General features: G+C 38.4%; 22 protein-coding genes and 1 other annotated feature. Of the genes, 13 read left to right on the top strand and 9 right to left on the bottom strand.

All coding sequences use genetic code 11. The annotated features are described in order from the left end of the window. The first annotated feature begins 50 nt into the window (after positions 1-50). Positions 51-1769 carry an acetate--CoA ligase gene (acsA, locus tag GXK58_RS15255; protein ID WP_160724021.1) on the top strand — a complete coding sequence of 573 codons (1719 nt, stop codon included), beginning with the start codon at positions 51-53 and terminating at the stop codon, positions 1767-1769. A gap of 20 nt (positions 1770-1789) precedes the next feature. Here the strand turns inward: acsA and GXK58_RS15250 are convergent, their stop codons facing one another. Next, the gene (locus GXK58_RS15250; RefSeq protein ID WP_160724020.1) at positions 1790-4591 is read right to left on the bottom strand and encodes a transglycosylase domain-containing protein; all 2802 of its coding nucleotides are present in this window, start codon (positions 4589-4591) and stop codon (positions 1790-1792) included. Between the two features lie 149 nt (positions 4592-4740). Further along, positions 4741-4958, top strand: a binding site (T-box leader). 71 nt (positions 4959-5029) lie between these two features. Here GXK58_RS15250 and tyrS point away from each other — a divergent pair. Then, entirely contained in the window at positions 5030-6286 is a 1257-nt protein-coding gene (gene tyrS / locus GXK58_RS15245; RefSeq protein WP_160724019.1) for a tyrosine--tRNA ligase, read from the top strand. Positions 6287-6332: 46 nt separating this feature from the next. Here tyrS and GXK58_RS15240 read toward each other — a convergent pair whose 3' ends face one another. The 5 genes from GXK58_RS15240 to GXK58_RS15220 are packed head-to-tail and all read right to left on the bottom strand — an operon-like array spanning position 6333 to position 10866. Next, a complete protein-coding gene (locus tag GXK58_RS15240) occupies positions 6333-7364 on the bottom strand; it encodes an ATP-grasp domain-containing protein (protein ID WP_160724018.1) in 1032 nt (343 codons plus the stop codon). Beyond that, complete coding sequence (locus GXK58_RS15235) at positions 7357-8046, bottom strand: WbqC family protein (RefSeq protein ID WP_160724017.1); 690 nt, start codon at positions 8044-8046, stop codon at positions 7357-7359. The genes GXK58_RS15240 and GXK58_RS15235 overlap by 8 nt, the downstream gene beginning before the upstream one ends. Further along, complete coding sequence (locus tag GXK58_RS15230; protein WP_160724016.1) at positions 8043-8894, bottom strand: UDP-3-O-acyl-N-acetylglucosamine deacetylase; 852 nt, start codon at positions 8892-8894, stop codon at positions 8043-8045. The genes GXK58_RS15235 and GXK58_RS15230 overlap by 4 nt, the downstream gene beginning before the upstream one ends. Positions 8895-8922: 28 nt before the next feature. Then, complete coding sequence (locus GXK58_RS15225) at positions 8923-9882, bottom strand: CgeB family protein (RefSeq protein WP_160724015.1); 960 nt, start codon at positions 9880-9882, stop codon at positions 8923-8925. Between the two features lie 15 nt (positions 9883-9897). After that, positions 9898-10866, bottom strand: a complete 969-nt coding sequence (locus tag GXK58_RS15220) for a peptidoglycan bridge formation glycyltransferase FemA/FemB family protein (RefSeq protein WP_237389686.1) — start codon at positions 10864-10866, stop codon at positions 9898-9900. A 223-nt stretch (positions 10867-11089) separates the two neighbouring features. On the opposite strand from GXK58_RS15220, the gene GXK58_RS15215 reads away from it, so the two are divergent. The 4 genes from GXK58_RS15215 (at position 11090) to GXK58_RS15200 (ending at position 14142) form a co-directional block, all read left to right on the top strand. Further along, positions 11090-11251 carry a hypothetical protein gene (locus GXK58_RS15215; RefSeq protein ID WP_160724013.1) on the top strand — a complete coding sequence of 54 codons (162 nt, stop codon included), beginning with the start codon at positions 11090-11092 and terminating at the stop codon, positions 11249-11251. Between the two features lie 83 nt (positions 11252-11334). Then, entirely contained in the window at positions 11335-12453 is a 1119-nt protein-coding gene (locus GXK58_RS15210) for a DegT/DnrJ/EryC1/StrS family aminotransferase (RefSeq protein ID WP_160724012.1), read from the top strand. Beyond that, positions 12435-13388 carry a Gfo/Idh/MocA family oxidoreductase gene (locus tag GXK58_RS15205; RefSeq protein ID WP_160724011.1) on the top strand — a complete coding sequence of 318 codons (954 nt, stop codon included), beginning with the start codon at positions 12435-12437 and terminating at the stop codon, positions 13386-13388. The genes GXK58_RS15210 and GXK58_RS15205 overlap by 19 nt, the downstream gene beginning before the upstream one ends. A 214-nt stretch (positions 13389-13602) precedes the next feature. Further along, positions 13603-14142 carry a metallophosphoesterase family protein gene (locus GXK58_RS15200; RefSeq protein WP_160724010.1) on the top strand — a complete coding sequence of 180 codons (540 nt, stop codon included), beginning with the start codon at positions 13603-13605 and terminating at the stop codon, positions 14140-14142. Positions 14143-14274: 132 nt separating this feature from the next. Here GXK58_RS15200 and rpsD read toward each other — a convergent pair whose 3' ends face one another. Then, positions 14275-14877 carry a 30S ribosomal protein S4 gene (gene rpsD / locus GXK58_RS15195; RefSeq protein WP_160724009.1) on the bottom strand — a complete coding sequence of 201 codons (603 nt, stop codon included), beginning with the start codon at positions 14875-14877 and terminating at the stop codon, positions 14275-14277. 371 nt (positions 14878-15248) lie between these two features. On the opposite strand from rpsD, the gene GXK58_RS15190 reads away from it, so the two are divergent. Next, complete coding sequence (locus GXK58_RS15190) at positions 15249-16655, top strand: sensor domain-containing diguanylate cyclase (protein WP_160724008.1); 1407 nt, start codon at positions 15249-15251, stop codon at positions 16653-16655. A 69-nt stretch (positions 16656-16724) separates the two neighbouring features. Here GXK58_RS15190 and GXK58_RS15185 read toward each other — a convergent pair whose 3' ends face one another. Next, a complete protein-coding gene (locus GXK58_RS15185) occupies positions 16725-17207 on the bottom strand; it encodes a GAF domain-containing protein (protein WP_160724007.1) in 483 nt (160 codons plus the stop codon). A 146-nt stretch (positions 17208-17353) separates the two neighbouring features. Here GXK58_RS15185 and refZ point away from each other — a divergent pair, with 146 nt between their 5' ends. The 6 genes from refZ (at position 17354) to rarD (ending at position 23713) form a co-directional block, all read left to right on the top strand. Continuing rightward, entirely contained in the window at positions 17354-17986 is a 633-nt protein-coding gene (gene refZ, locus GXK58_RS15180; RefSeq protein ID WP_160724006.1) for a forespore capture DNA-binding protein RefZ, read from the top strand. Between the two features lie 174 nt (positions 17987-18160). After that, positions 18161-19849, top strand: coding sequence for a septation ring formation regulator EzrA (ezrA, locus tag GXK58_RS15175; RefSeq protein ID WP_160724005.1), 1689 nt, complete (start codon positions 18161-18163; stop codon positions 19847-19849). Between the two features lie 113 nt (positions 19850-19962). Continuing rightward, positions 19963-21105: a cysteine desulfurase family protein gene (locus GXK58_RS15170; RefSeq protein WP_160724004.1), complete on the top strand. Its 1143-nt coding sequence runs from the start codon at positions 19963-19965 to the stop codon at positions 21103-21105. Next, the gene (gene thiI / locus GXK58_RS15165) at positions 21106-22308 is read left to right on the top strand and encodes a tRNA uracil 4-sulfurtransferase ThiI (RefSeq protein ID WP_160724003.1); all 1203 of its coding nucleotides are present in this window, start codon (positions 21106-21108) and stop codon (positions 22306-22308) included. It abuts the gene before it with no gap. Between the two features lie 99 nt (positions 22309-22407). Further along, complete coding sequence (locus GXK58_RS15160) at positions 22408-22611, top strand: alpha/beta-type small acid-soluble spore protein (protein ID WP_098532038.1); 204 nt, start codon at positions 22408-22410, stop codon at positions 22609-22611. A gap of 169 nt (positions 22612-22780) precedes the next feature. Continuing rightward, positions 22781-23713: an EamA family transporter RarD gene (rarD, locus tag GXK58_RS15155; protein ID WP_160724002.1), complete on the top strand. Its 933-nt coding sequence runs from the start codon at positions 22781-22783 to the stop codon at positions 23711-23713. Positions 23714-23752: 39 nt separating this feature from the next. Here rarD and GXK58_RS15150 read toward each other — a convergent pair whose 3' ends face one another. Continuing rightward, a complete protein-coding gene (locus GXK58_RS15150) occupies positions 23753-24562 on the bottom strand; it encodes an NAD kinase (RefSeq protein ID WP_160724001.1) in 810 nt (269 codons plus the stop codon). Positions 24563-24774 lie beyond the last annotated feature (212 nt).

Raw genomic sequence — 24774 nt, 5'->3', positions numbered from 1 at the left:
TCTTGTTTGTAATATAATTATCTCATACTAGCAAATAAGGGGGAGATTAAATGAAAGTGGAAGCGCTGTCAGTAATACAAGGGGAGTATAATCTTGGCAATTATGAGGAGATGTACCAACGATTTGACTGGAAGGAAACAGAGAAGGAATTTTCCTGGAACGAAACAGGACTTGTGAATTTGGCTTATGAAGCCATTGACCGCCACGCTAAAACCTTCCGTAAGAATAAGGTAGCCCTTTACTATCGTGATGGTCAAAGGAACGAGAAATACACATTTAAAGAAATGAAGGACTTATCAAATAAGGCTGCCAATGTTCTGAAAACCTACGGGGATGTAGAAAAAGGCGATCGTGTCTTTATCTTCATGCCGCGCTCTCCTGAACTTTATTTTACGGTGCTAGGAGCTATTAAGCTTGGAGCGATTGTAGGACCTTTATTTGAGGCGTTTATGGAGGGGGCAGTAAGAGACCGCCTGCAAGACAGTGAAGCAAAAGTCTTAGTGACCACTCCGGATTTGTTAGAACGTGTCCCAGTTCAAGATCTACCTGCATTAAAACATATCTTTATTGTTGGTAATAGTGTAGAAGAGCAGGGGATCGTGATTGACTTTTTGGACAAGTTTAAGTCTGCTAGTAAAGAACTAAAAATTGAGTGGGTTGATCGGAGAGATGGTCTGATCCTGCATTATACATCAGGTTCGACTGGAAAGCCTAAAGGTGTCCTACATGTACATAATGCCATGATTCAGCACTATCAAACAGCCAAATGGGTGTTAGATTTAAAAGAAGATGATGTATATTGGTGTACGGCAGACCCAGGCTGGGTTACGGGTACATCTTATGGCATTTTCGGTCCATGGTTAACAGGAACTTCAAACGTCATTGTCGGAGGCCGATTCAGTCCTGATTCTTGGTATCAAATGATTGAAGACTTCGGTGTTACGGTATGGTATAGTGCACCAACAGCATTCCGGATGTTAATGGGAGCGGGAGATGAGCTTGTCAAGAAGTTCGACCTCAGCAGTCTGCGTCATATCTTAAGTGTAGGTGAACCGTTAAATCCTGAAGTGGTTAAATGGGGGGCAAAGGTATTCAATAAGAGGATTCATGATAACTGGTGGATGACCGAAACAGGAGCTCAGTTAATCAGCAACTATCCTTGTATGGAAATCAAGCCTGGCTCTATGGGTAAACCAATCCCTGGAGTGGAGGCGGCGATTGTCGATAATCAAGGGAACGAACTGCCACCTTACCGAATGGGCAATCTGGCGATTAAAAAGGGCTGGCCTTCCATGATGCAGACTATCTGGAATAATCCGGAGAAGTATGAATCTTATTTTATGCCTGGTGACTGGTATGTCTCCGGAGATTCTGCCTACATGGATGAGGATGGTTATTTCTGGTTCCAGGGCAGGGTGGATGATGTCATCATGACATCCGGAGAGCGGGTTGGTCCGTTCGAGGTAGAAAGTAAGTTGGTTGAGCATCCAGCGGTTGCAGAAGCAGGGGTAATTGGAAAACCTGATCCCGTTCGAGGTGAAATCATTAAAGCGTTCGTTGCTTTACGTGACGGTTATGCAGCATCTGAGGAATTAAAAGAGGAAATTAGACAGTTTGTCAAAAAAGGACTTGCTGCTCATGCGGCTCCACGAGAAATTGATTTCCGTGATAAATTACCGAAAACACGAAGCGGTAAGATTATGAGACGAGTCTTAAAAGCTTGGGAATTGAATCTGCCGACAGGCGATCTTTCTACTATGGAGGATTAATAAAAACAACAACCGCCCGTTTATGGTGCGGTTGTTGTTTTATTTTGAACTTTTTTTTGTTCTTTGTTCTGCTCTTCTTTTTTGTCCTTAGGCGGGGCTTGCGCCCCTACTTGTACAGTATTCGATGATGCGGACACTCTTCCAGCGATATCAACAGCAATTACACGATATGAGCCGTTTCCAGCCTTATACGAACGCTTAGAGCTAGTAAGGCTTGCAACCTTCGTATTGCCTTGATACACACGATAACCAACAACATCATTGTCGCCTGACCTTGACCATGAAAGTGTATTTCCTGAAACAGAAAGCTTCACTCCGGCCGGATTCTTGCCGTTATCCGTCATTTTGGCAGTAGGAACAAGCACTTTGCCCCATCGGCCTCTATTTGGGATTAATTGGCTGTAATTTTTGAAGTTCCTGCCTACCATCCTCGTGATAAAGTCTGGGTTCAGCACTAATCCATACTGTGCAAACTCTTTCGGTGTGGAATTTAAGGCTAAATACTTTTTATTCCCTACCGTAACAAATTTTCCTTGGACTAAACTATCATCTACTTTAGTCGGCACATTATTTACATTAAAATAATCACTTTGGATTAACCCAGCTTTTGAGCAAGCTGAAGAAGGCAGTAAACCTGAAACGGCACAATACGAACGTTTGACAATCCCGTTTGGCATTTCAAAAGATTCCTTAGGGTCGACTAAATTTGGATTTTTATCATATGCGGCATTGATTAGTTCCGCCCACAGAGTATTTGTCCGCTGGCTATAGGACATTCCGGATGTCTTTAATGATTTTGGCGTGTCATAACCTGTCCATATCCCAAACGTTACATTTGGATTGGTAGCTACAAACCAAGAATCAATATACTCAGTACCGGTACCAGTCTTACCGGCCCAGTCTGCACTGAATTTTAATTTACTTTTCACTCCTGCCGCTGTTCCCATTTTAATTACATCTCTCATCATATCAAGGGTCAAGTAAGCGGTTTGCGGCTTAAAGACATCAACTGGTTTTGTTTGATGCTGATAGATGACCTTCCCATCACTATCGACAATCTTATCGATCATATACGCATCAATAAATTTCCCGCCGTTAGCAAATGTACTAAAGGCATTTGTATTTTCTTCAATTGTCACACCGGTTTCCATTGAACCAATCGCCGTTGAGAGATTGGTATAATCCGGCTTTTTAAGAGAGGTAAACCCCATTTTTTCAAGATACTTTGCTGGCTGCTGGTCAACAATCTCTTTATAAAGTTTAACAGCAGGAACGTTATATGATTTTGCCAAAGCATAACGGGCCGAAACGATACCGCTATACCTTAAGTCATAGTTGTGCGGCCAAGGGGTACTTCTGCCATAGGCAAGACTTAGCGCTACGTCCGGAAGAGGTGTTCCGGGAGAGGCCTTACCTAATTCAATGGCTGGTCCATAAACCAGCAGCGGTTTCATGGTTGAACCGTTCTGTCTTATCGCGCTTGTGGCGTGGTTAAGCTGTTGTTTATCATGATCTCTTCCTGCAACAAAACTGATGATTTTCCCAGTTTTATTTTCAATCAGCTCTGCACCAACTTCGACAGGTTCCATGACCGTAACCTCTTCACCAGTTTCGGGATCCTTCTTTACTTGGGCCTTAGCTGGTCCATAGTATTTATAGTTATCCTTAACCGTTTGCATCGCATCATAAATCTCTTTATCAATCGTTGTATAAATCTTGTAGCCATTTTGATGCAAATCATGGCTGGCTATCGTTTTATATTTGTAAAAGAGATTATCATCATTCTTTAAATCCTTCTCTGTGTAACCATCTTTTTTTGCCAGAACTGTTGTAAGAACTTCGATTGACCGGTTTTCGATTTCAAAGGTAAGCCATGGGTATTTTTCCAGCGGATTAGGAACCGGCTTGATAAAATCCTTTGTAATGTCGTAAGCAGAGGCATCAGCATACTGCTTCTCAGTGATGTATCCGCCATCTAACATTCTTTTGAGAACCGTTTTCATCCGAGTTAGTCCTGGTTCAAGATTGTTCTTAACGGTACCCTCTCTTGTAAATGGTGTATAACCGAATGGACTTTGCGGCAGACCGGCGATGAAAGCTGCTTGCGGCAGTGTAAGGTCATTTGCACTTTTTCCAAAAATTCCTTTAGCCGCAGCTTGGACACCGGCAATGTTTTGACCGGAGGAATTTCTTCCGAAGGTTGAAACATTGAGGTAGGCTTCTAAAATTTCCTTCTTGTTGAAAAACTTTTCTAATCGAAGAGCCAGTAGGATTTCATTGGCTTTCCTTTGGAAGGAAACTTCATTCGTTAAAATCTGATTCTTAATTAGCTGCTGTGTTAACGTACTCCCGCCAGATTGAACAGCCGAATTGGTTACTTCTTGAAAAAGAGCCCGAAAAACTGCTTTCGGCACAACTCCTTTATGCTGGTAGAAGTATTGATCTTCAGTCGCTATAACTGCATTAGTTAAATCCGTGGATACTTGATCAAGTGAGACCGCCTCACGGACTAAATCAGACCTGAGTCTGCCAAGGTAAACATTATTGGCAAAATATAAATCCGATGTTTCAGTATAGTTATAGATATCTTTTTTCATACTCGCATAGGAACGGACTGGTTCATCTTTAACAAGTGAGGCAAAGTAACCTGCTCCCACACCGGTTGCGAATGATCCGCCAAGAATGCCGACCGTCAGTACAAGGAGAACCAAGTTCCAAGCCACTTGATAAGTAATTCGGGCACTTTTTACTGTTTTTTTATGGGAAAACAAGGTCAATATGGATTTTGCCTTTTTCATCCATGCTTGTAATTTTTCCTTCATTCAGGGCATCACCTCATAATAAAATCCCTTTCATTATAGCATATCAATGGACCAAGAACTGACAACCTTCTACATTTTCTGAAATTTCCAGTTCGAAGTTTGACAGCCTCAATGAAATATGATAAAAAAAGCTATAGCATATTTTTATAATTTAAGCTGTGATGGGAAACAACTGTAGTTCTTCTATCCCTGTTTTTAGAGAGTCAGCGGTGGTGAAAGCTGATACACATAGAAGAATGAATTACGTCCTTGAGCTTTTTCCGTGAACACAATAATAAGTAGCGGAAAACGGTTATAACCGTTATTTTTCTGAGTTGGAGGAATTTCCTCAAGCTGGGTGGTACCGCGTAAATTATACGTCCCTGCATTTTGCAGGGGCGTTTTTATTTTTTTACGAGCTTAAGTCATGTTACAAAATCATATTTGGAGGGATTTTTGATGGATCTATTACAAGATTTAGCCTGGAGAGGCATCATTTATCAACAAACAGATGAAGAAGGATTAAAAGATTTATTGAATAAGGAAAGTATCTCACTTTACTGTGGAGCTGATCCTACTGCTGATAGTTTGCATATTGGCCACCTAGTTCCGTTTCTTACACTAAGAAGATTCCAGCAGCATGGTCATCGGCCCATTGTTTTGGTTGGCGGCGCAACTGGATTAATTGGTGATCCAAGTGGGAAAAGTGAAGAACGTAAATTGCAGACTTTAGAAACCGTTCAGAAGAATGTCGAGGGCATTAAGAAACAGCTTGCCGCTATTTTCGAATTTGAGGGTGAGAATGGGGCAGTTATGGTTAATAACTATGACTGGGCAGGCTCTATGGATATTGTAACGTTCTTGCGTGATATCGGTAAGCACATCGGCGTCAATTATATGCTTGCAAAAGATACCATTGCCTCCCGGCTCGAGACTGGTATTTCTTTTACTGAATTTACTTACACGATTTTACAGGCGATGGACTTCAATCATCTGTATGACCACCATAATTGTAAATTACAAATCGGCGGAAGTGACCAGTGGGGAAACATCACTTCCGGACTAGAACTAATCCGGAAAATGCATGAGGAAGAAACAAAAGCATTTGGACTTACCATTCCACTCGTTACAAAAGCCGATGGCACTAAATTTGGTAAGACAGAAGGCGGTGCAGTTTGGTTAGATCCTGAAAAAACCACCCCTTACGAATTCTATCAGTTCTGGATTAATTCTGCGGATGCAGATGTGGTGAAATACTTGAAGTACTTCACTTTCCTTTCTCGTGAAGAAATCGAAGGCTTAGAACAAAGTGTACAAGAGGAGCCGCATCTTCGCAAAGCTCAAAAAGCGCTAGCAGAAGAAATGACCCGCTTGATTCATGGGGAAGAAGCGTTACAGCAGGCGATTAAAATTTCCCAAGCGTTATTCAGCGGTGACGTAAGAAACTTGTCTGCTGATGAGATTAAGCAAGGTTTTAAAGATGTACCTTCATATGATGCAAAAGAAGGGGAAGAGAATTTAGTCGATTTGCTGGTAGCAGCAAAAATTTCTCCTTCTAAACGTCAGGCACGCGAAGATATCACAAATGGAGCAGTAACTGTAAATGGGGAAAAGGTGACAGATACGGCTTATACCCTTCAGGAAAATGATCGAATTGAAGGGCAGTTTACGATTATTAGAAGAGGTAAAAAGAAATACACATTAATTAACTACTAAAAGGTTAGGGCTTTGGTTTAATCCAGAGCCCGTTTTTTAAAGTTTTTTATTCAGTGGTATCTTTAATAATGAACTTCTTAGTCTTTAATTTTACTATTTCTGCTGTTGGAACTATATAATCTGCGTATTGCCGTATCACACTAGCTTTTAGTATTTGTCTCTCAGGAAGGCTTTCTTGTAGCACTTCTGCCATCAGTAGAATTTCCGGTTCATTTACACCAAAAAGTGTACGCATGCCAGTTGAACTGCTGAACCTGGGATTAATTTCAAATATATAAGGTTTGCCATTCCAGATTCGAAGTTGAAAGTTACATGGACCATAGGGTTTAAGGGCTTTTGCAACCTTTTCGCAGTAATCAGTAATATCCTTAAAATCATCAGAAATGGCAGACATCGTGATGCCGTCTTGCAATTGTCTTTTTAATGCAATGGATGATAAAACCTTTCCATTTGTTCCACAACAAACTCCCACGGTAAATTCATTTTGCTCATCAGGAAGATATTGCTGAAGGATCATATTTTTTTTCTCGGAAATAACCTGTTTAAAATAAACTAAATCATTAACTAGATGAATGTCCTCTGATCCCTTACCATGTCTTGGTTTTGCAATAAATGGAAAGCCCACATTCTCAATAAACAGATGAATTTTATCATTATCTTCTGGGTACCTAATGGTTTTTGGAGATGGAAAATTATGTTCCTCTAGAAAGTGGATAGTATTCCATTTATCATTGCAAATGGATAAAACATCTTGTGGGTTAGAAAAAACTCTACACCTTATCTCTTCCTCAATCAAAGCTTTGTTCCGACTGTAAAAAGAAAGCTCTTGTGATGAGGCGATAAATATAGCATCTATTTTTTCGAATCTCAAAATTTCTAGTAATCTTTTTAAATAAAGCTGTTCATCCTTAACATGCGGTACAATATAACTGTGATGAGCTAAATAGAGACCCAGTGCATAGGGCTGTGTATCAGTTGCGATCAAATTAACATTTAACTTTGATTTTATTAACGACTGAATAACCGCTACACCATAAACCGATCCCGAACCAGTAATTAGAACATTTAATTTACTCATAAATCACCTGCTTGGGAATAAATTCTTTACTCTTTGGACCGCAGTTAAATAGCAAATCAATAACTGACAGATTTGGAATAAATTCTCCCCAAAGCTGTGGATAAACAGGAGGTACAAATTCCTGGTAAACCAAACGTATTTGATTTTTTTCAAATTCTTTTTCATCATTATACGTTTTGGCTCCAGTCCCTGATAAATAAACTGTCGCATTTAAAGCTTTACAAATGTTAACTATTTTTTCACCCTTTTGGCCAGGAATTCCTTCAAGCTCAGAAGACCGAATAATTGGAGTTTTTATTTCTAAAACCGTTCGAATGACTTCTATTAGCTGTAAGTTAAAGTCTGCTAATTTTTTACTCGAGTTTTCATAAATAGGCAAAAAAAGCTGTTGGTACTGTTTCCAAAATGGTGCCCGGGCATAGCTTCTTTGAATAGAACCCCAATGTTTTTGGGGCCATTTACTGTCGTCAAACGTTGTCATATCTTTAATTTTGCCACTTTTATTTGTTAAAGGAACACTTAACAATCTGGGGCCATCTGGGCTTTTTATTTTGTTTTTATTCGTAATCGCCCTTCTTGAAAGGTCTACATCATCGAGAATAACAAACAAATCACTGGATAACATTTTATGAAAATACCCACTCCATGGGATGTAATTAGGTTGATGGATGGAAATAATCATCTCAAGTCACTCCCCATATCCCTCATGATTGTTTTTGCCATTTTGATATTGGTTTTGTGCCCTGATCTTATTCCAATAAAGTGCCCTTTAACCGGAAGGCCTAAGGTGGTTATATCGCCTAATAAATCAACCAGTTTATGTCTTGCCGGCTCATTTTCCCATCGAAGCTGATGGTCTGTTCCCCTGGAAATAACCAGACATTGGTCCATTGCGTTACCAATTAAGTTTTTTACAAGATCAACCTCGTCATCCATAATATAAGACCTGGCAGATGCGAGTTCAGAAACAAAGTCTAAGGCATCGGTCAATTTATAATGGGCAAGCTGTCTAGGAAGCTTCATGCTGGGATAATCAAGTATATAAGTATAAGTAGGATCCGCTGCAGGTAAAGCAATTAACATACTGTCATACCGTTGTCCATTATAATAGAAGGAATCAAATACCCATTGTGGCTTAGTAATTGTGATAAACCGTTTCTGCTTAGGTTGAGTGATGATTTCTGCTTGTAATAGTGCGTCAATGAAGTCCTTACAGCTAAATTGACTGACCACAGGAATATGAGGACTGTCCAGATGGACTTTAATATTATCAATACCTAAACCTGTAATGGCGGCTAATATGTGTTCTGTATGCTCGATTCTGTTATTATTTTTCACAAGTGAAGTCCAACGAGAATCAGACTGAGCATACTGTGCTACACATTCTATTTCTGGTTTGTCTTGTAGATCATCTCGGACAAATACAATACCAGAATCAGGTGGAGACGGAAAAAAGGTGACTGTTGACTGGATATCACCGGTAATGGACGTTCCGCTGCATTGAACTGAATTTTTTATCGATTTTTGCATCTGGAGATTCCTTCCTTATCCTGATGATTCACCCACTACCCACTACCTTTAATATTTCTTTAGCACGGTGTGTGTAGGTATGTTTGGAGTAGACTTCCTTCTGTCCAAGTTTCGCTATAGTCTTTCTTTCATTTTCATGTGTCAGATAATAATCGACTAACTCTAAAGTTTCTTTGGGAGAAGATGAACAAACAAGATGCTTACTCGGTATAAATAATTCTTCAACGGCAGGGGTAAGTGGTGTAAGCAGTAATCCCTGAGATGCGAGAACTTCAAACGTTCTTGAGTTTAATTCTGTAAAAGTGTTTTGAAAGCCCAGAACGATTTTTGCCGTGCTATAAACATCGTTTGTTTCTGTATATGGTAGCTTTTGCTTCAGAAATTCTGATGGTACGTCAAAGCCGATGATGTTGGGATCTACCTTTTCCCATCGGGTGCCCCAAATTTTTAGGTTATATCCTTTTTCAAGTAATGGTTGCAAGAGAATCTGGATACTATTTTTACGGTAAGAACTCCAGGTTACTCCTGCAGTGGCTACAACAGCAATGTCACATGAATACTGCTCTTGCTTGTTGCCTGGTTTGTGGAAATCAGGATTACATGCCCATGTAAGGTGATGGGCTGAATAACCCAGATTTTCATAATAAGGAATCGATTCTCGGTCTATTGTAAATATATAATCGGGATGTGTGGATTCGATATAATACAATGACCATTTTTCCCTCCAACGAGGATCTTCGGTTGCCCAATAAGCATGTTTCACTCCATACTTTTTTAAGAGCCGTTGTAGTAGCTGTAATTTGACTCTTGTATGAATTTTAGTCCAGCCTGCAGTTACTGCCAAATCTGGCTTAAATTCCTTTATTGTTGTTTCCAATTCTTCTTCTTGAATATCTGTCAATACTTTGACAGTACAACCACTCTTTTCAAAACCGGAGGGAAGCCCCAATAAATACTGTTTTGCGGCTTCAATAAACAGGATTTTCAATTTAATCACCTAATTTCATAAAGTTAACCTGTAGGTTTCACGTAACACGCCTCGACCGGCAAACCCTTCCTTAAACTTAAACAAACCTTGATTCACCGCTTTCCCTTTATTCTCAGTAGAAATCCCCCAATCCAAAAAGTGGAATCCTTCATTTACCCCCAACTGAATAAGGGCACTGAAAACAAGATTCAAAGGTCTAAGTTGCTGAAAATTTTCATCATGACATATATAAAAACAATTTAATACACGATTGTTAAGGATAAAAACCAAAACACCAGCAATCATTTTTTTTTCGTAAAAGGCAGAAAAAAGTTTAATTTTTTCTGGAAATCTTTGTCTAAGATCCAGTATCTCATTGTATGTGTGAGTAGGATGGCTGTTATGTCTTTTTAATAAATTAGACTCCAATATTCCCCAATAACCAGCAAGATCGTTATTTTCTTTTACGACAACTCCGCTATTTATTGCCTTGTTCTTATTTCTTATCGCATTTTTTTCCATATAGAGTTCATAATTTTCGATATTTTTAAGTGGGAGGGCGGTTGCTAATTCTGTGATCTCGGGAGTAAATCCGAAGTACCTTAATGAAAAGTCAATTTCATCTGAAGGCCAGGAATGGTAAATGCGGGGAACCATTTTCATTTCAATGGCTTTTACCCCCATCCCATTGCAGTGTTCAATCAAGAGAGGGATTAATGTTAGAGCTTTTGCAGTATCAAAGGATTGATTAATGATAATTCCGCCATGTGAGGCACCTGGATGAGAACAAAAAATGGATGATTCGTTTTCAAACTTTAATGCTGCTGGGATTACAGCGATAATTCGATCTTTAGTGTCAAATGCCATTAAGGAACAATCTTGGAATTTTTCTTTGGAGTGATAATTTAGAAATTTGCGTTGTTGCATAAATGTTCCATTTTTTGAATTTTGAACAAAGTTATCCCATTTGCTTTCATATTCATCCGTGTATGTTATTATTTTCATTTTTATCACCAGTTCATATGAAATGTGTTCTTTTACTTTTACTATTTATGCTGCTGTTAAAAAAAAACGAAATTTCTCGTTATTTTATTCGAATACATTTTCCAGGGTGACGTACCAATGTGCAATTTATTTTTTAAAGACCATTCTCACCAAAGTGAGTTTAAGTACATATTACTAAGAAATATGGTATATAAGTAATTCCATCGAAGAGAGGTAATAAAAAATGACTAAAAATCATAATTCTGCAATGTCAGGAGAACCAAAAGGTCCAAAGGGTACAAAGGGTCCAAAGGGTCCAAAGGGTCCAAAAAGCCCAAAAGGCCCAAAAGGTCCCAAAGGTCCAAAACCGCCTGAATCTCCACCTCCATCTGATGCGGATTATTAAACAAACTTTCACAAACGAGATCTAAAGTTTAATAGACGATAGCTCCTTTATCAAAGATTAATAGCATATAGAGGTGAGAGAGAATGATTCCTCTTGTTGATTTAAAAACTGAATATGAAACATTAAAAAATGAATTGAACCAAGTAATCCAGGAAGTATTAGAAAGCAGCTGTTTTATTTTAGGTCCGAATGGAGGAAAATTGGAAAAGGAAATTTCTCAATATATAGGTGTAGCACACGGATTGGGAGTGGCAAATGGTACGGACGCACTACTATTATGTTTGGAAGCCTTAAATATCGGAAGCGGAGATGAAGTGATTACAACTCCCTTTACTTTTTTTTCGACTGCAGAAGTAATTGCAAGGGTGGGGGCCACACCGGTGTTTGTCGATATTGATCCAAAAACGTATAACATGAATCCCGATTTGATTGAAAGTGTAATTACAGAAAAAACGAAAGCTATTATGGTGGTACATTTATTTGGTCAGCCGGCGGATATGGATACTATTTTGGCCATTTCTCGTAAGCATAACCTTCGTGTTATAGAGGATGCCTGTCAATCCATTGGAGCTTCCTATCGAGGGAAAAAAATTGGTTCATTCGGAGATTTTGGTTGTTTTTCTTTCTTCCCATCTAAAAATTTAGGTGCATACGGTGATGGAGGAATGATTGTAACAAACAATGGTGATTTATATAGAAAACTTAAATTACTGAGGAACCATGGTAGTTCAGAGCGGTATGTCCATACACATATTGGATTAAATAGTCGATTAGATGAAATACAAGCTGCGATTCTTAGTGTGAAATTCAAACGGTTAGACGAGTGGAATAATCGACGAAAAGAATTGGCGGGAGAATATTCTTTAAAATTGGCGGAAACTGTTCAAGTCCCTGTAGAGGCAGATGAAAGGGAACATGTTTTTCATCAATATTGCATAGAGACCAATCAACAAGACCAATTAGCCCATTTTCTTAAACAAAAAGAAATTGCAACAGGCATCTATTACCCCATACCACTCCATCTCCAAAAAGCTTTTTCTCATCTTGGATATAAAAATGGTCATTTTCCTGTTTCGGAAAGATGCACCAAAAGAATTTTGGCTTTACCAATAAATCCAATGATGACCCAAAAGCAACAAGACTATATTATTGCAGCAATAAAGGAATACTTTGGAGATCAGCCATGCCACCAATTAAAATAGGGGTTGCGGGCGTGGGAAGTATGGGAGTAAATCATTGTAAGGTCCTACAAATGATGAAAAATGCAGACTTTATCGGGGTATTTGATATTGAACAGAAAAGAAGTGAAAAGATAGCAAGCACGTTTGGCGTTCAAAGTTTTTCGTCTTTCAGCAAACTCATCGATACAGTTGATGCTGTCATCATAGCCGTCCAGACGTCCCATCATTTTTCATTAACAATGCAAGCGATTCAGAAAGTTAAACATGTCTTAGTTGAAAAGCCATTTGTGTCTTCATTAAAAGAAGCTCAGCAAATAATAAAAGCGGTGGATAAAGGGTCAGTAGTAGTTCAAGTTGGTCATGTAGAACGTTTTAACCCTGCTTTCAAACAGCTTTCAGAGCTTATGAATAAGGGAAATGTGATTTCCTTGGAGGCTAGGAGATTTGGGGTACCGAACCGAAACATTGAAACAGATGTAGTCCTTGATTTAATGATCCATGATATCGACCTCGTCTTAAAATTAGTAGATAGTCAAATATCAACCGTCAACGCTGCAGGCTATTTTATTGGTGATGGTAAACAATTAGAGGCTGCTTCAGCACTAATATCCTTTCAAAACGGGTGCTTCGCATCTTTGCTATCAAGCCGTTATTCTTTAGATAAAAAGAGAGAAATAAACGTAACGGAGAAGGATAGGTTTCTTAAAGCGAATCTTTTAACAAAGGAGTTATACGTTTACCATAATTCAAAGCCTTCTCCAACTGCTAACTGTTCCTACCCTGTTGAAAATATTGTAGAAAAAATTATAATCCCTCACCAAGAAACACTTTATTTAGAAATTGAACATTTTATTCAATCCATACAATCCAGGCAGACTCCATTGGTAGGTGTCCATGATGCCTATAAAGTACTCGAAGTAGCTGTAAAAATAAAAGATCAAATCGAAAAAAAGTAAAAATCAACCTTTTTTCAAATTTTCACTAGACTCCATTGAGAGATCTCTCTTAATCATGAAATTGGACAAATAGAAAAAGAAAAGGTTAAAACTTCCGCTTGAAATATGACATTTGTCTGTTTTCATTTTACATTTTGGCTTCACAAGATAAAGCATGTACACTTCTCATTTAACTTTGTCCTTATAAAATCTAAATGCTTGGAGAGAGGAGAATATGAAAATACTTGCTATTTCTGACACCCATGGATATTACCGGAATTACCCTGATATATCACCTGATTTGGTAATCTTGTTGGGCGATATTAAGTTTTATGAAATAAGAGAAATTGAGAAAAAATATAACTGCCCTATAGTAGGAATTTTGGGGAATCATGACGCTGTTGATTACTATCAAGATACTAACATCATTTATGCTCATCATAAGATAATTACAGTAAATGGTATAAAAATAGCCGGCTTTAACGGTTCAATTGCCTATAAAAGGAAACAATCCCTTTTATATTTTGAAGAAGAAGTATACGAATTCGTAAAAGACTTGGAATCAGTAGATATTTTTATTGCACACAGCAATCCCGCCACAGAAGAAACTCAAGAACTCGACGCAGCCCATCGGGGATTTGTGGCCTTTAACTATTACATCAAAACCAAGCAACCAAAATACTTTTTACACGGTCATCTTCACAAAGCGAATTCATATATAATTGAGAAAACAAACGTAATATCCGTTTATCCATTTAAAATTTTTGATTTCTAATAATAAAATATAATTAAATATCTTGCACTATTTACTTGTATTTGATTGGAGCAAAATAATAAAAAACCCTAGAAGCGTTGATAAAACGCAGTTTCTAGGGTTTTTTAGATTGCTATTTAATAAGCGAATTAATTAACGAGAATAGAACTCAACGATCAGAGCTTCGTTAATTTCAGCAGGAAGTTCAGAACGCTCTGGTAAGCGAGTGAAAGTTCCTTCTAATTTGTCAGCATCGAAAGTTAAGAAATCAGGTACAAAGTTGTTAACTTCGATTGCTTCTTTAACAACATCAAGGTTACGTGATTTTTCACGTAGGCTGATAGTTTGTCCTGCAGTTACACGGTAAGATGGGATATCTACGCGTGAACCGTTAACTAGGATATGACCGTGGTTTACTAATTGGCGAGCTGCACGACGAGTGCGAGCAAGACCTAAACGGTAAACAACGTTATCTAAACGTGACTCAAGTAGAGCCATGAAGTTTTCACCATGGATACCAGAAATTTTGCCAGCTTTTTCGAAAAGAGTACGGAATTGGCGCTCATTTACACCATACATATGACGAAGCTTTTGCTTCTCTTGTAATTGTAATCCGTATTCAGAAAGCTTTTTGCGTTGGTTTGGACCATGTTGTCCAGGAGCGTAAGGACGCTTTTCTAATTCTTTACCTGTGCCGCTTAGAGAGATTCCAAGACGACGGGATAGTTTCCAGCTTGGGCCGGTATAACGAGCCATGAATGACTCCTCCTTGTGTTTTTATTTGGGTAAAATAAAAACCGTTATGAGACGCTTTACTAGACATTTTGTTTTCATGCACCTTCGCCCTAGCAGCTGAGGGTTACACGATGCACCATCAAATCGATCGTTTGAGGAACAAAATGAGACTAAACAAAGTAAGCTCAATAGGCTGCATATATTTTACACAAGGAGTATTATATGATTTTTATACATGGAAAGTCAAGCATATTTTAAAAATGCTTTAAATCAACTAGAACAGTTGTTAAAAAATTAATAATTTATTTAAAAAGATATTCCAATATTCGCCTTAAATTAACTATAATTAGGAGGTGATTATTATTTGGAACTTATAAATGGGTGGAGTGAGTATGTATTCTCTAAAGGGAGATTTCCTGTTGGATGTAGAAAACTATAAAAAATTATTTCAAATATCTGAAAAAATCCATTCAACCTTAGATGTTGATATTTTATTAGGAGAAATATTTGTTGCGCTAAAAGAAGTATTTCCTAATTATTTTTATCATTTATTTCTATCATTAACAAGTTACAATCATAGTGACTTGCCAATCATGGACCTTGAATACGATAGTGAAAATATGGCTGTTATTCATGCCTATGAAACAGCCCAATTACAATTTGAGAGCTCAAATGTACCATCCCATGCCATCCTGTATGCCCCTCTTAAAGGGAAGTCGGAAGTCTATGGTGTTATGCAAGTGATTGCTCCAGATAAATCCGAATTTCCAGCTGGGGATGCCGAATTTGTACGGCTATTTTCACTCTGTGCAGGCAGTTCCCTTGAAAATGCATTAGCATACCAACAATCACAACAAGCCATTTCTGATTTGCAATTAATCAATCAAACATCCCACCAATTAAATTCGAATCAGCCCTTAGTAGAAACGTTAACTTATATGTCTAATCAAATCATAGATTCTTTTGAGGCCCAGGAGGTTGGTTTTTTTCTATTTAGTAAGAATCAACTTAGAGCGAAGGTAATCCCTGGCTCGACATCTTTCTTTTTCACACGGGAGGCCCAAGTTTACATTGATTATATTATAGGGAAATTTGACCAAAGTAATGAACCAATATTTATTGGTGATCTCGAACTTTCCAAACAACACCCTTACTCGTTTCATTCCATAATGGCTGTACCTGTAGTCGTGGGCCAAAAATTGAAGGGTTTTTCAATTATCATGCATCAAGATCCATACTTCTTCCCGTTTGGGACGTTTAAACTGCTTCAATCTCTCGTCCATCATTCATCATTAGCCCTAACCAATGCTTTATTAAGAGATGAGCTTGAAAAACTAGTCATCACCGATCACCTGACAAAACTCCACTCCCGAAAGTTTTTGGATGAAAAAATTCAGCAATCGATGATTAAAGATGAGGAAGGTACCTTTATCCTTATTGATTTAGATAATTTTAAAGAAATAAATGATACATATGGCCACCAAATTGGCGATTTAATTCTTGTTCAAGTTGCTAACCTAATAAAAGGAAGTATTAGAGAGAGTGACATTGGTGCGCGCTGGGGCGGGGAAGAGCTTGCCATTTATCTGCCGCGGGTACCTTTAGAAACGGGAGTTGTTATTGCCCAGAGGATTTTAAGCAAGGTGGCCGAATACTCCAATCCACATATAACTGTATCTTGCGGTGTTGCTTACTGGAGTAAGGACAGTCAGGATAGCTATTCTCTTTTATTTAAGAGAGCGGATGAAGCGTTATATCGGGCAAAGCAGACTGGAAAAAATAAGGTAGTCACCCAATGAGAATGAATGCTAAAAACATTAAAAGAAGGGCACAGAATCCATTATCTGTGCCCTTTTCTATCTAAAGTTTTAAAGATGTTTCATCAAGATTGCAGCAAGTTCTTCCAACTGTTCCTGATCAAACGCATCAAAGCGATTTTTCTCAGGAGAATCGATGTCTAACACGCCAATTAATTCTCCATCTTTTAGCAGTGGAATGACAATTTCTGATTGTGATGCCGCATCACAGGCAATATGGCCTGGAAATTGATAAACGTCGTCGACCCGGACGGTTTCCTTTTTTAAAGCAGACGTTCCACATACTCCCTTACCGACAGGGATCCTTACACAGGCTGGTAAGCCTTGAAAAGGACCGAGAACAAGTTCTCCATTGGTATCCATTAAATAAAACCCAACCCAATTAATGCGGTCTAGGAATTGGTTTAATAGGGCAGAAGTATTGCTGAGATTGGCTATTTGATTACTTTCATCATGAAGCAAGGCCTGTAATTGTTTCTTTACAAGCTCATAATTTTCTTCACGACTTCCCTTATACATTTCGACGTTAAACAAGATATTTCACCTTTTTCTCTTAAGAATTCATTATTATTTTATCAAAAATAGAAGAAAATGAGCAGACTTTGTCGACATTTTCAAAAAGGAATAGCCACAATTATACAGAAATCTTTATGTAGGGGATCCCTTAAGGAGGAGTATACATGAAGAAAAGTGCAAAGGAAGCAATTGTTAAGGCTGCCATCTCATTATTTAATTCAAATGGGTATTCAGGGACATCGATTAGGGATATTGCCAATTTAGCAAAAGTGAACACTGCTACGATTGCATACTACTTTGATAATAAACCCGGCCTCTTGGAATATTGCTTCTTGCATTTTTTTGAACAGTATATAAGCAAAATCGAAGAAGCGTATCTCTCCATCGACCGTGGGGCAAAAGAATGTTTGAAGAAGATCGTTGCTGATTTACTTCATTACCAATGTGAAAATAGTCAACTAGCTAGTTTTGTCTATCGGGAAATGTCTATGGATTCCCAAGTAGTCAGGGAAATCATGTCAACCTATTCGATAAAAGAAAAATATTATTTGCAAAAGATATTTGAAAGAGGATTTGAATGGCAGGAATTCCGTCCGCATTCAATACCTTATCTTATAATTCAATTGAAGAGTTTATTAATGATGCCCTTTATGAATACGCAATATATGAGAGAGGTTTTATATATTTTTCCTAATGAACCATTTTTTGAACAAAAATATTTAAAAGATCTTTACGCTTGGATCGATAAAACCTTATGCTTTGATGGCCCTGTTATCAAAGGGGCAGTAGTTAAATAGCGGTTATCGCTATTTTTTTTTCTATTTTACAAAAAAATTGAAATTAATAGTCAAAAAATGTCGTTAACATGGTATCATAATAGCATTGAATGACAATAATAAATAAATTTTTTAATATATGATCGATTAGTGTAAAATTTGAATCAATGTTGTTTGAAATAGGAGGCTTTACTTGTGAAGTATTTCATTGGATTTTTCATCCTTTTACTAGCCTTATTTGTATGGGGATACCTAATAAAAAGAAAGTACTTTAAAGAAATGGACCGGCTCGAAGCATGGAAAATTGACTTGCTAAATCGGCCAATACCTGATGAAATGTCGAAGGTAAAGCAGTTAAATATGACAGGTCAGACAGAGGAGCTCTTTGAAGGCTGGCGGAATCAATGGGATGACGTGGTGACTGTAAAGCTTCCAGATTTAGAAGAAATGCTTTTTGAAGCGGAAGAATATATTGACCGGTACCGCTTTAGAAAAGCGAAAGAGGTACAAATCTCTATTCAGTCAAAATTGCAGGAAACGGAAAGTCAAATCAATAAGATCGTAGAAGAACTGCATGAGCTAGTCGGCAGTGAAGTAAAGAATCGGGTAGAAATTGAAGAGTCAAAAGAAATGTACCGGGAAGCAAAAAAAATGCTTCTTGCCCGTCGGCATAGTTTTGGCCATTCGGAAAAACATTTAGAAGGTCTCCTGAATGAGGTAGCATTAAAGTTCAAGGAATTTGATGAGAAAACGGAACTCGGGAATTATTTAGAAGCTCGGGAAATTGTCTTACAAATACATAATCAGCTTAGAACAATCAAACACCATATGGAGCTAATCCCCCAGATGTTAATTGAATGTCAGTCATTGCTTCCAAACTTGTTAGCTGATTGTTTAGAAGGACACCGTGAAATGATCGGGCAGGATTACTATTTAGACCATATCAATGTGGAAAAAGAAGTTGCGCGTCTGGAAGAAAAGCTTGCTGAAATTCTTGATTTGATTGAAAAAACTGAAATTGAGCAGGCAGAAGAAGGAATGAAAGAAATAAAGGATCGAATTGACGTTTTATTTGATCTATTAGAAAAAGAAGTTCACGCCAAGCACTTTGTCATTAAAAATGAAAAAGCAGCCTATGAACTCATGGCGGCCGCACAAAAGGAGAACAAGGAACTATCCAATGAAGTGTCAGCCATGCAGCAAACCTATCAATTATTAGACAGTGACTTCGAGACTCAGAGACAGCTCGAGAAAGAACTTTCTACGGTATATAAGCACTATGAAATATTAGTTGAAAAATTAAAAATGAATGGAACAGCCCAAAGCGTCCTTCAAGATGAATTAAATACGATACAAGAGCAGCTCCACATGATTAGAGAAGGCCAGCAGGTTTTTGCCCAAAAACTTCAAGCCCTACGGAAAGATGAAATCGAGGCAAGAGAGACCGTTAAAGAGTTAACTAAAAAAGTGGGGGAGGCGCTCAGGATTGTAAAGAAAAACAATATTCCTGGTGTCCCGGCTGATTACCAATTCTTATTTGAGGATACAAACGATAGCATTCAAAATGTTCGTTATCAGCTTGAAGAAAAGCCGCTTAATGTCTCCGCGCTCAACCAATATCTTGAAGTTGCCGTTTTAACGGTTGAAAAGCTGGTAAACTCTACTCATGAGTTGATTGAGAATGTTACACTAGCTGAAAGAGCCATTCAGTATGGAAATCGTTACCGCAGTCATTATCCTTCAGTTGCCCAAGGCTTGGCAAAAGCCGAGGATGCATTTAGACATTATGAGTATCAAGAGGCATTAGAGCAGGCAGCTGCTTCCCTCGAAGGAATTGATCCAGGGGCATTAAAGAAAATAAAGGCAGCGAGTGCTGCCAAATAAATCCTAAAAAACCGATTCAGCCATTAGGCAAGAATCGGTTTTTCTTTTTCAAATAAATGAAATATGGTAAGATTTATTTTTGTTAAGTGTCAGGGCGGGGAGGAGAGACAAACGTGATATATTTAGATAATAGTGCAACAACGCAGCCATACAAAGAAGTATTAGACTCATTTCTTAAGGTTTCAAGTGACTATTTCGGAAATCCTTCCTCCTTGCATGGTTTGGGAGGACAGGCTGAAAAATTGTTATCTCAGGCTAGGGAACAGGCAGCCCGGCTATTAAAGGTTAAATCCTCTGAAATATATTTTACATCTGGCGGTACAGAGAGTAACAATATGGCAATTAAAGGGGCCGCTCTTATAAACAAGAATAAAGGCCGCCATATCATTACCACAAGTATCGAGCATGCTTCTGTTCTAGAAGCAATGAGCCAGCTATCAGGTGAAGGTTTTGAAATCACTTATTTGCCAGTGGACAAAAATGGAAGGGTCTCTGTAGAAGATGTAGAAAAATCTATTCGCACGGATACGGTACTAGTGTCTATTATGCAGGTTAATAATGAAGTAGGGACCATCCAGCCAATAGCTGAAATTGGAGCTGTGCTGAAGAAATATCCAACAGTATTATTCCATGTTGATTCCGTTCAGGCCATTGGGAAAGTGCCATTGTCTATATATGACAGCAGAATTGATTTTTGTTCATTTTCGGCACATAAATTCCACGGTTTAAAAGGGACCGGCGTCTTATTTATACGAGAAGGAGTAAGGCTTGCACCCTTATTATCGGGCGGCAATCAAGAGCGGAAATTACGGAGTGGTACGGAAAACGTTGCGGGATTCGTCGCTTTGGCAAAAGCACTCCGAATGACCATCACCAAAGGTGAAACCGGAATAACGAGATTGAAAAAAATTCAAACCATTCTAAGAGTTGGCCTAGAAGATCTAGAGGGTGTCATTATTCATACACCGTTAGAAGGGGCGGCCCCGCATATTTTAAACTTTTCTCTAGAGGGAATGAAATCAGAAGTATTCCTGCATGCATTAGAACAGGAAGGTGTGTTTGTATCGACTACCAGTGCCTGTTCATCCAAAAAGAAATCACCAAGTAAAACATTGCTGGCCATGGGGGTTCCGGAAGATCTGGCGGATCGTTCGATTCGAATTAGCCTCTCGTTTGAAAATACAGAAGAAGAGGCGTTAGCAGCTCTAACTTCCATCAAAAAGACAGTCAATCAACTACGAAAGGTTAGGAATTAAATGAATTATGACCGCATTTTAATCCGATATGGAGAAATATCTACCAAAGGACGTAATAGACATAAGTTTGTCGAAAAGTTAAAAAGAAGTGTTATTCATTCCCTAAAAGATTTTCCAAACATTAAAGTACAGGCCAGCCGGGATCGGATGTATGTTTTATTAAATGGAGAAAATGGAATAGAAATTATAGAAAAACTAAAACATATATTTGGGATTCAATCCTTTAGCCCGGCGGTTAAGGTAGAGCGGGATATAGAGGCACTCAAGCAGTCCTCTTTGCAATTGGTAAACTCACTCTTTAAGGAAGGGCAAACGTTTAAAGTAACCCCAAAACGGTCCGATAAAAAGTTTGAGTTGAATACAGATGGAATCAACAGAACCGTTGGCGGCTTTTTACTGGAGAATATAGCTGGTCTGCGTGTAGATGTAAAGAATCCAGATATTAATTTAAGAATTGAAGTAAGAGAAGAAGCCATCTATTTGTCATGTGAGATGATTCCTGGGGCGGGCGGCATGCCTAGCGGATCTGCCGGAAAAGCGATGCTGATGCTGTCAGGAGGAATCGACAGCCCTGTTGCCGGGTACATGGCGATGAAACGCGGCTTGGAGATAGAGGCGATTCATTTCTTCAGTCCTCCATTCACTAGTGAGCGTTCAAAAGAGAAAGTGGTCGACTTAACTAAAAAGCTTGCTCAATCCTATGGTAGTGCAATCAAGCTTCATATTGTACATTTTACAGATATTCAACAGGCGATCCGTGAACAGATACCTGAAAACTATACAATGACAACTACGAGAAGATTGATGCTAAGGATTGCTGATGAAATTAGGGATAAGCAAGAGGCACTTGCGATTATTACCGGTGAAAGTCTTGGTCAGGTGGCAAGTCAAACGTTAGAGAGCATGTTTACAATTAACGAGGTTACCAACACTCCCATTCTCCGTCCTTTGATTACAATGGATAAAACCGATATAATCAAAATCGCGCATGAAATTGATACGCTTGAAATTTCAAACCGTCCATTTGAGGATTGCTGTACCATCTTTGTGCCAGCTTCCCCAAAGACAAAGCCGCGCCGGGATAAAGTGAACCATTATGAAAGTTATCTTGACTTTGATCCACTTATAAAAGAAGCCGTTCAAGAGGTTGAAACCCTCGTGATTCAACCTGATGATGAGTTGGAATTTGATTCATTATTTTAATTAAGGAAATGTGAATTTTTTGTGAATATTTACCAGTTGGTTTATAGAATGAACTTTATCATTTCTACACATTCTATACTCACAAGGAGGTGATATCACATGGCAAGCAACAACTCAAACAACTTATTAGTTCCTGGTGTTGAACAAGCTCTTGATCAAATGAAATATGAAATTGCTCAAGAATTTGGTGTAAATCTTGGTGCTGACACTACTTCACGTGCTAACGGTTCTGTTGGTGGTGAAATCACTAAGCGTCTAGTTTCTATGGCTGAACAACAATTAGGCGGCGGATTTTCTCGTTAATCAAATTGAATAAGATGGCTACAGAGAGTGTGGAGTTTACCTCCCGCTCTCTTTTATTTTGATTGAACTGTAAAATAATGGTGAGGAAAAAGACTCTTCTAATTTCTAATTTTAGAGGTATAATAAAGAGTATTTCGAAAACAGAAACATTAAGGGGATCGGGAAACAGATGAAAAACACAGATACAAGGACGGGGTCGATCTATGCAGGCTTTTCTTATTTCCTTTGGGGGCTGCTGCCAGTATATTGGAAGTTTTTAGAGAGTGTAAATGCAAAAGAGATTCTGGCTAATCGGATTTTTTGGTCATTTATTTTTATGGTGCTTGTATTGATTGTCACAAAAAAGTGGGGGTTATTTATTCGGACCTTAAAAGGGTTTGCGGAAAATAAGAAGCAAATGATGGCTCTCACAGTTGCATCATTATTAATAAGTGTGAATTGGTTTGTCTATATTTGGGCTGTCAATAGCGGTCATATGATTGAGGCGAGTCTTGGATATTATATTAATCCTTTGATAAGTATTTTGTTAGGAATTATTGTTCTTAAGGAAAAATTAGCGGCTGCACAACTTGTTTCTTTTATATTGGCTGCTATTGGAGTAGGCATTATCACCATTTCTCATGGTGTGTTTCCGTGGATTGCGATTACTCTGGCCTTATCCTTTGGCTTATATGGGCTTGTAAAGAAGCTAATCAATGTAGAATCCTCAGTTGGTTTGACATTAGAAACAATGGTTCTGGCCCCAGTGGCTGGTATTTATATGGTTTCCTTATTTTTCAATGGGGGTAATTCACTGTTTGCGGAGAGCTGGGGAACAGATTTATTATTAATGGGTGCAGGTGCGGCCACCGCTCTGCCGCTGCTATACTTTGCAAAAGGAGCACAAAAGATACCCTTGTCACTGCTTGGCTTCCTGCAGTATATTTCTCCAACGTTAACACTAATCTTAGGAGTTTTTGTTTATCAAGAGCACTTTTCTAAAATACAATTATTATCATTTGCGTTTATTTGGTCAGCGTTAGCCATTTATTCTCTTTCAAAAACTAAACTATTTACCCAAAGAGCGGTAAAGCTTGAAAAGGAAAATAGAGCTGCACTATAACAAAAACCCCCTTAGCCATCATTGGAAAGGGGGTTTTTGTTATAGGAAAGTTCGCTTCACTTTATCCCAAAAAGAGTTATCTTTTAATTTTAGTGTTTTTATTTTTTGATCGCTGATTTTAATTTGAATGGTCTCTACATGGCGGATGCTTAAGGCCTCGTTATCCATTCCCATTGTCGGCTGGTCATTTCCTTCTGAGGCTACTTTTAAGGTAAGTAAACGTTCACTGCCAACAATAAACGAAGCGCCGAGGGTCCGATACTGATTGGTATTAACAGAAGCCACCTCACTTACTTGCATACAGGAGAGCAGCGGGTCAACAATCGAACCATTGACTGATTTATTATAGGCCGTACTGCCGGTTGGGGTGGCGACAATTAAACCGTCTCCACGGAAGGTTTCAAGATGTAACTGATCAATAAATACATCGACCGTTAGTGTCTTAATGATAGCTGACCTAATACTGAATTCATTCAAACAACGGAACGTACCTTGCCCATCCACTGTTACATCAATCGTGGGATAACGCCGGACTTTTAATTGAGTGTTCGTGTTCGAGGTGATGACTTCAATCATTTTCGCTGTATCACTAATACGGAAATCACAATACATACTTAAACTATCCAATACCGAGATCCCCATATAGAGGCAGTCATCACGGAATCCTGTTTTCCTGACTGCTTGTAAAAAGGTTCCATCATCACCGACACTGGCAATAATATTAGCCTTCCTATAATCTTCAACAATCGTAAAATCGTAACGTCTGGCCAGTTCCTGCAGGGGTGCTAATTTTATTAGTAAATCTGCATCCCGTTTGTGATAAAAATAAATATTTCGTCTATTATCCATTTCCTATCCCCCTGTAAGATGTGATGTTGATAAAATATCTTCTGCAGAATTTTAAAATGTCTAAATTAAGTTTAGCATTTTTTAGAAATAATATAAAAGAAGAGCCATTAGGCTGCCAATTGTAGGATCCAATTCGTTAATCTATTTAACATCTGAATGCAAGGTTTATTTTTTGGATAATAGCAAATAATAATGGGCTGAGAGGATGTGAG

It is taken from the genome of Bacillus sp. USDA818B3_A, assembly GCF_009928415.1.
Classification (GTDB): Bacteria; Bacillota; Bacilli; order Bacillales; family Cytobacillaceae; genus Neobacillus.
This window is presented reverse-complemented; position numbering and strand designations above follow the sequence as displayed.

Bases quoted from the DNA above. Each gene is read 5' to 3' on its own strand.
- tyrS (WP_160724019.1), top strand. From the start codon at position 5,030: ATGGATCTATTACAAGATTTAGCCTGGAGAGGCATCATTTATCAACAA.
- refZ (WP_160724006.1), top strand. From the start codon at position 17,354: ATGAAGAAAAGTGCAAAGGAAGCAATTGTTAAGGCTGCCATCTCATTA.
- rarD (WP_160724002.1), top strand. From the start codon at position 22,781: ATGAAAAACACAGATACAAGGACGGGGTCGATCTATGCAGGCTTTTCT.
- acsA (WP_160724021.1), top strand. From the start codon at position 51: ATGAAAGTGGAAGCGCTGTCAGTAATACAAGGGGAGTATAATCTTGGC.
- GXK58_RS15220 (WP_237389686.1), bottom strand. From the start codon at position 10,866: ATGAAAATAATAACATACACGGATGAATATGAAAGCAAATGGGATAAC.
- GXK58_RS15235 (WP_160724017.1), bottom strand. From the start codon at position 8,046: ATGATTATTTCCATCCATCAACCTAATTACATCCCATGGAGTGGGTAT.
- GXK58_RS15250 (WP_160724020.1), bottom strand. From the start codon at position 4,591: ATGAAGGAAAAATTACAAGCATGGATGAAAAAGGCAAAATCCATATTG.
- thiI (WP_160724003.1), top strand. From the start codon at position 21,106: ATGAATTATGACCGCATTTTAATCCGATATGGAGAAATATCTACCAAA.
- rpsD (WP_160724009.1), bottom strand. From the start codon at position 14,877: ATGGCTCGTTATACCGGCCCAAGCTGGAAACTATCCCGTCGTCTTGGA.
- GXK58_RS15160 (WP_098532038.1), top strand. From the start codon at position 22,408: ATGGCAAGCAACAACTCAAACAACTTATTAGTTCCTGGTGTTGAACAA.
- GXK58_RS15240 (WP_160724018.1), bottom strand. From the start codon at position 7,364: ATGAGTAAATTAAATGTTCTAATTACTGGTTCGGGATCGGTTTATGGT.
- GXK58_RS15210 (WP_160724012.1), top strand. From the start codon at position 11,335: ATGATTCCTCTTGTTGATTTAAAAACTGAATATGAAACATTAAAAAAT.
- GXK58_RS15190 (WP_160724008.1), top strand. From the start codon at position 15,249: ATGTATTCTCTAAAGGGAGATTTCCTGTTGGATGTAGAAAACTATAAA.
- GXK58_RS15230 (WP_160724016.1), bottom strand. From the start codon at position 8,894: ATGCAAAAATCGATAAAAAATTCAGTTCAATGCAGCGGAACGTCCATT.
- GXK58_RS15215 (WP_160724013.1), top strand. From the start codon at position 11,090: ATGACTAAAAATCATAATTCTGCAATGTCAGGAGAACCAAAAGGTCCA.
- GXK58_RS15150 (WP_160724001.1), bottom strand. From the start codon at position 24,562: ATGGATAATAGACGAAATATTTATTTTTATCACAAACGGGATGCAGAT.
- GXK58_RS15205 (WP_160724011.1), top strand. From the start codon at position 12,435: ATGCCACCAATTAAAATAGGGGTTGCGGGCGTGGGAAGTATGGGAGTA.
- GXK58_RS15200 (WP_160724010.1), top strand. From the start codon at position 13,603: ATGAAAATACTTGCTATTTCTGACACCCATGGATATTACCGGAATTAC.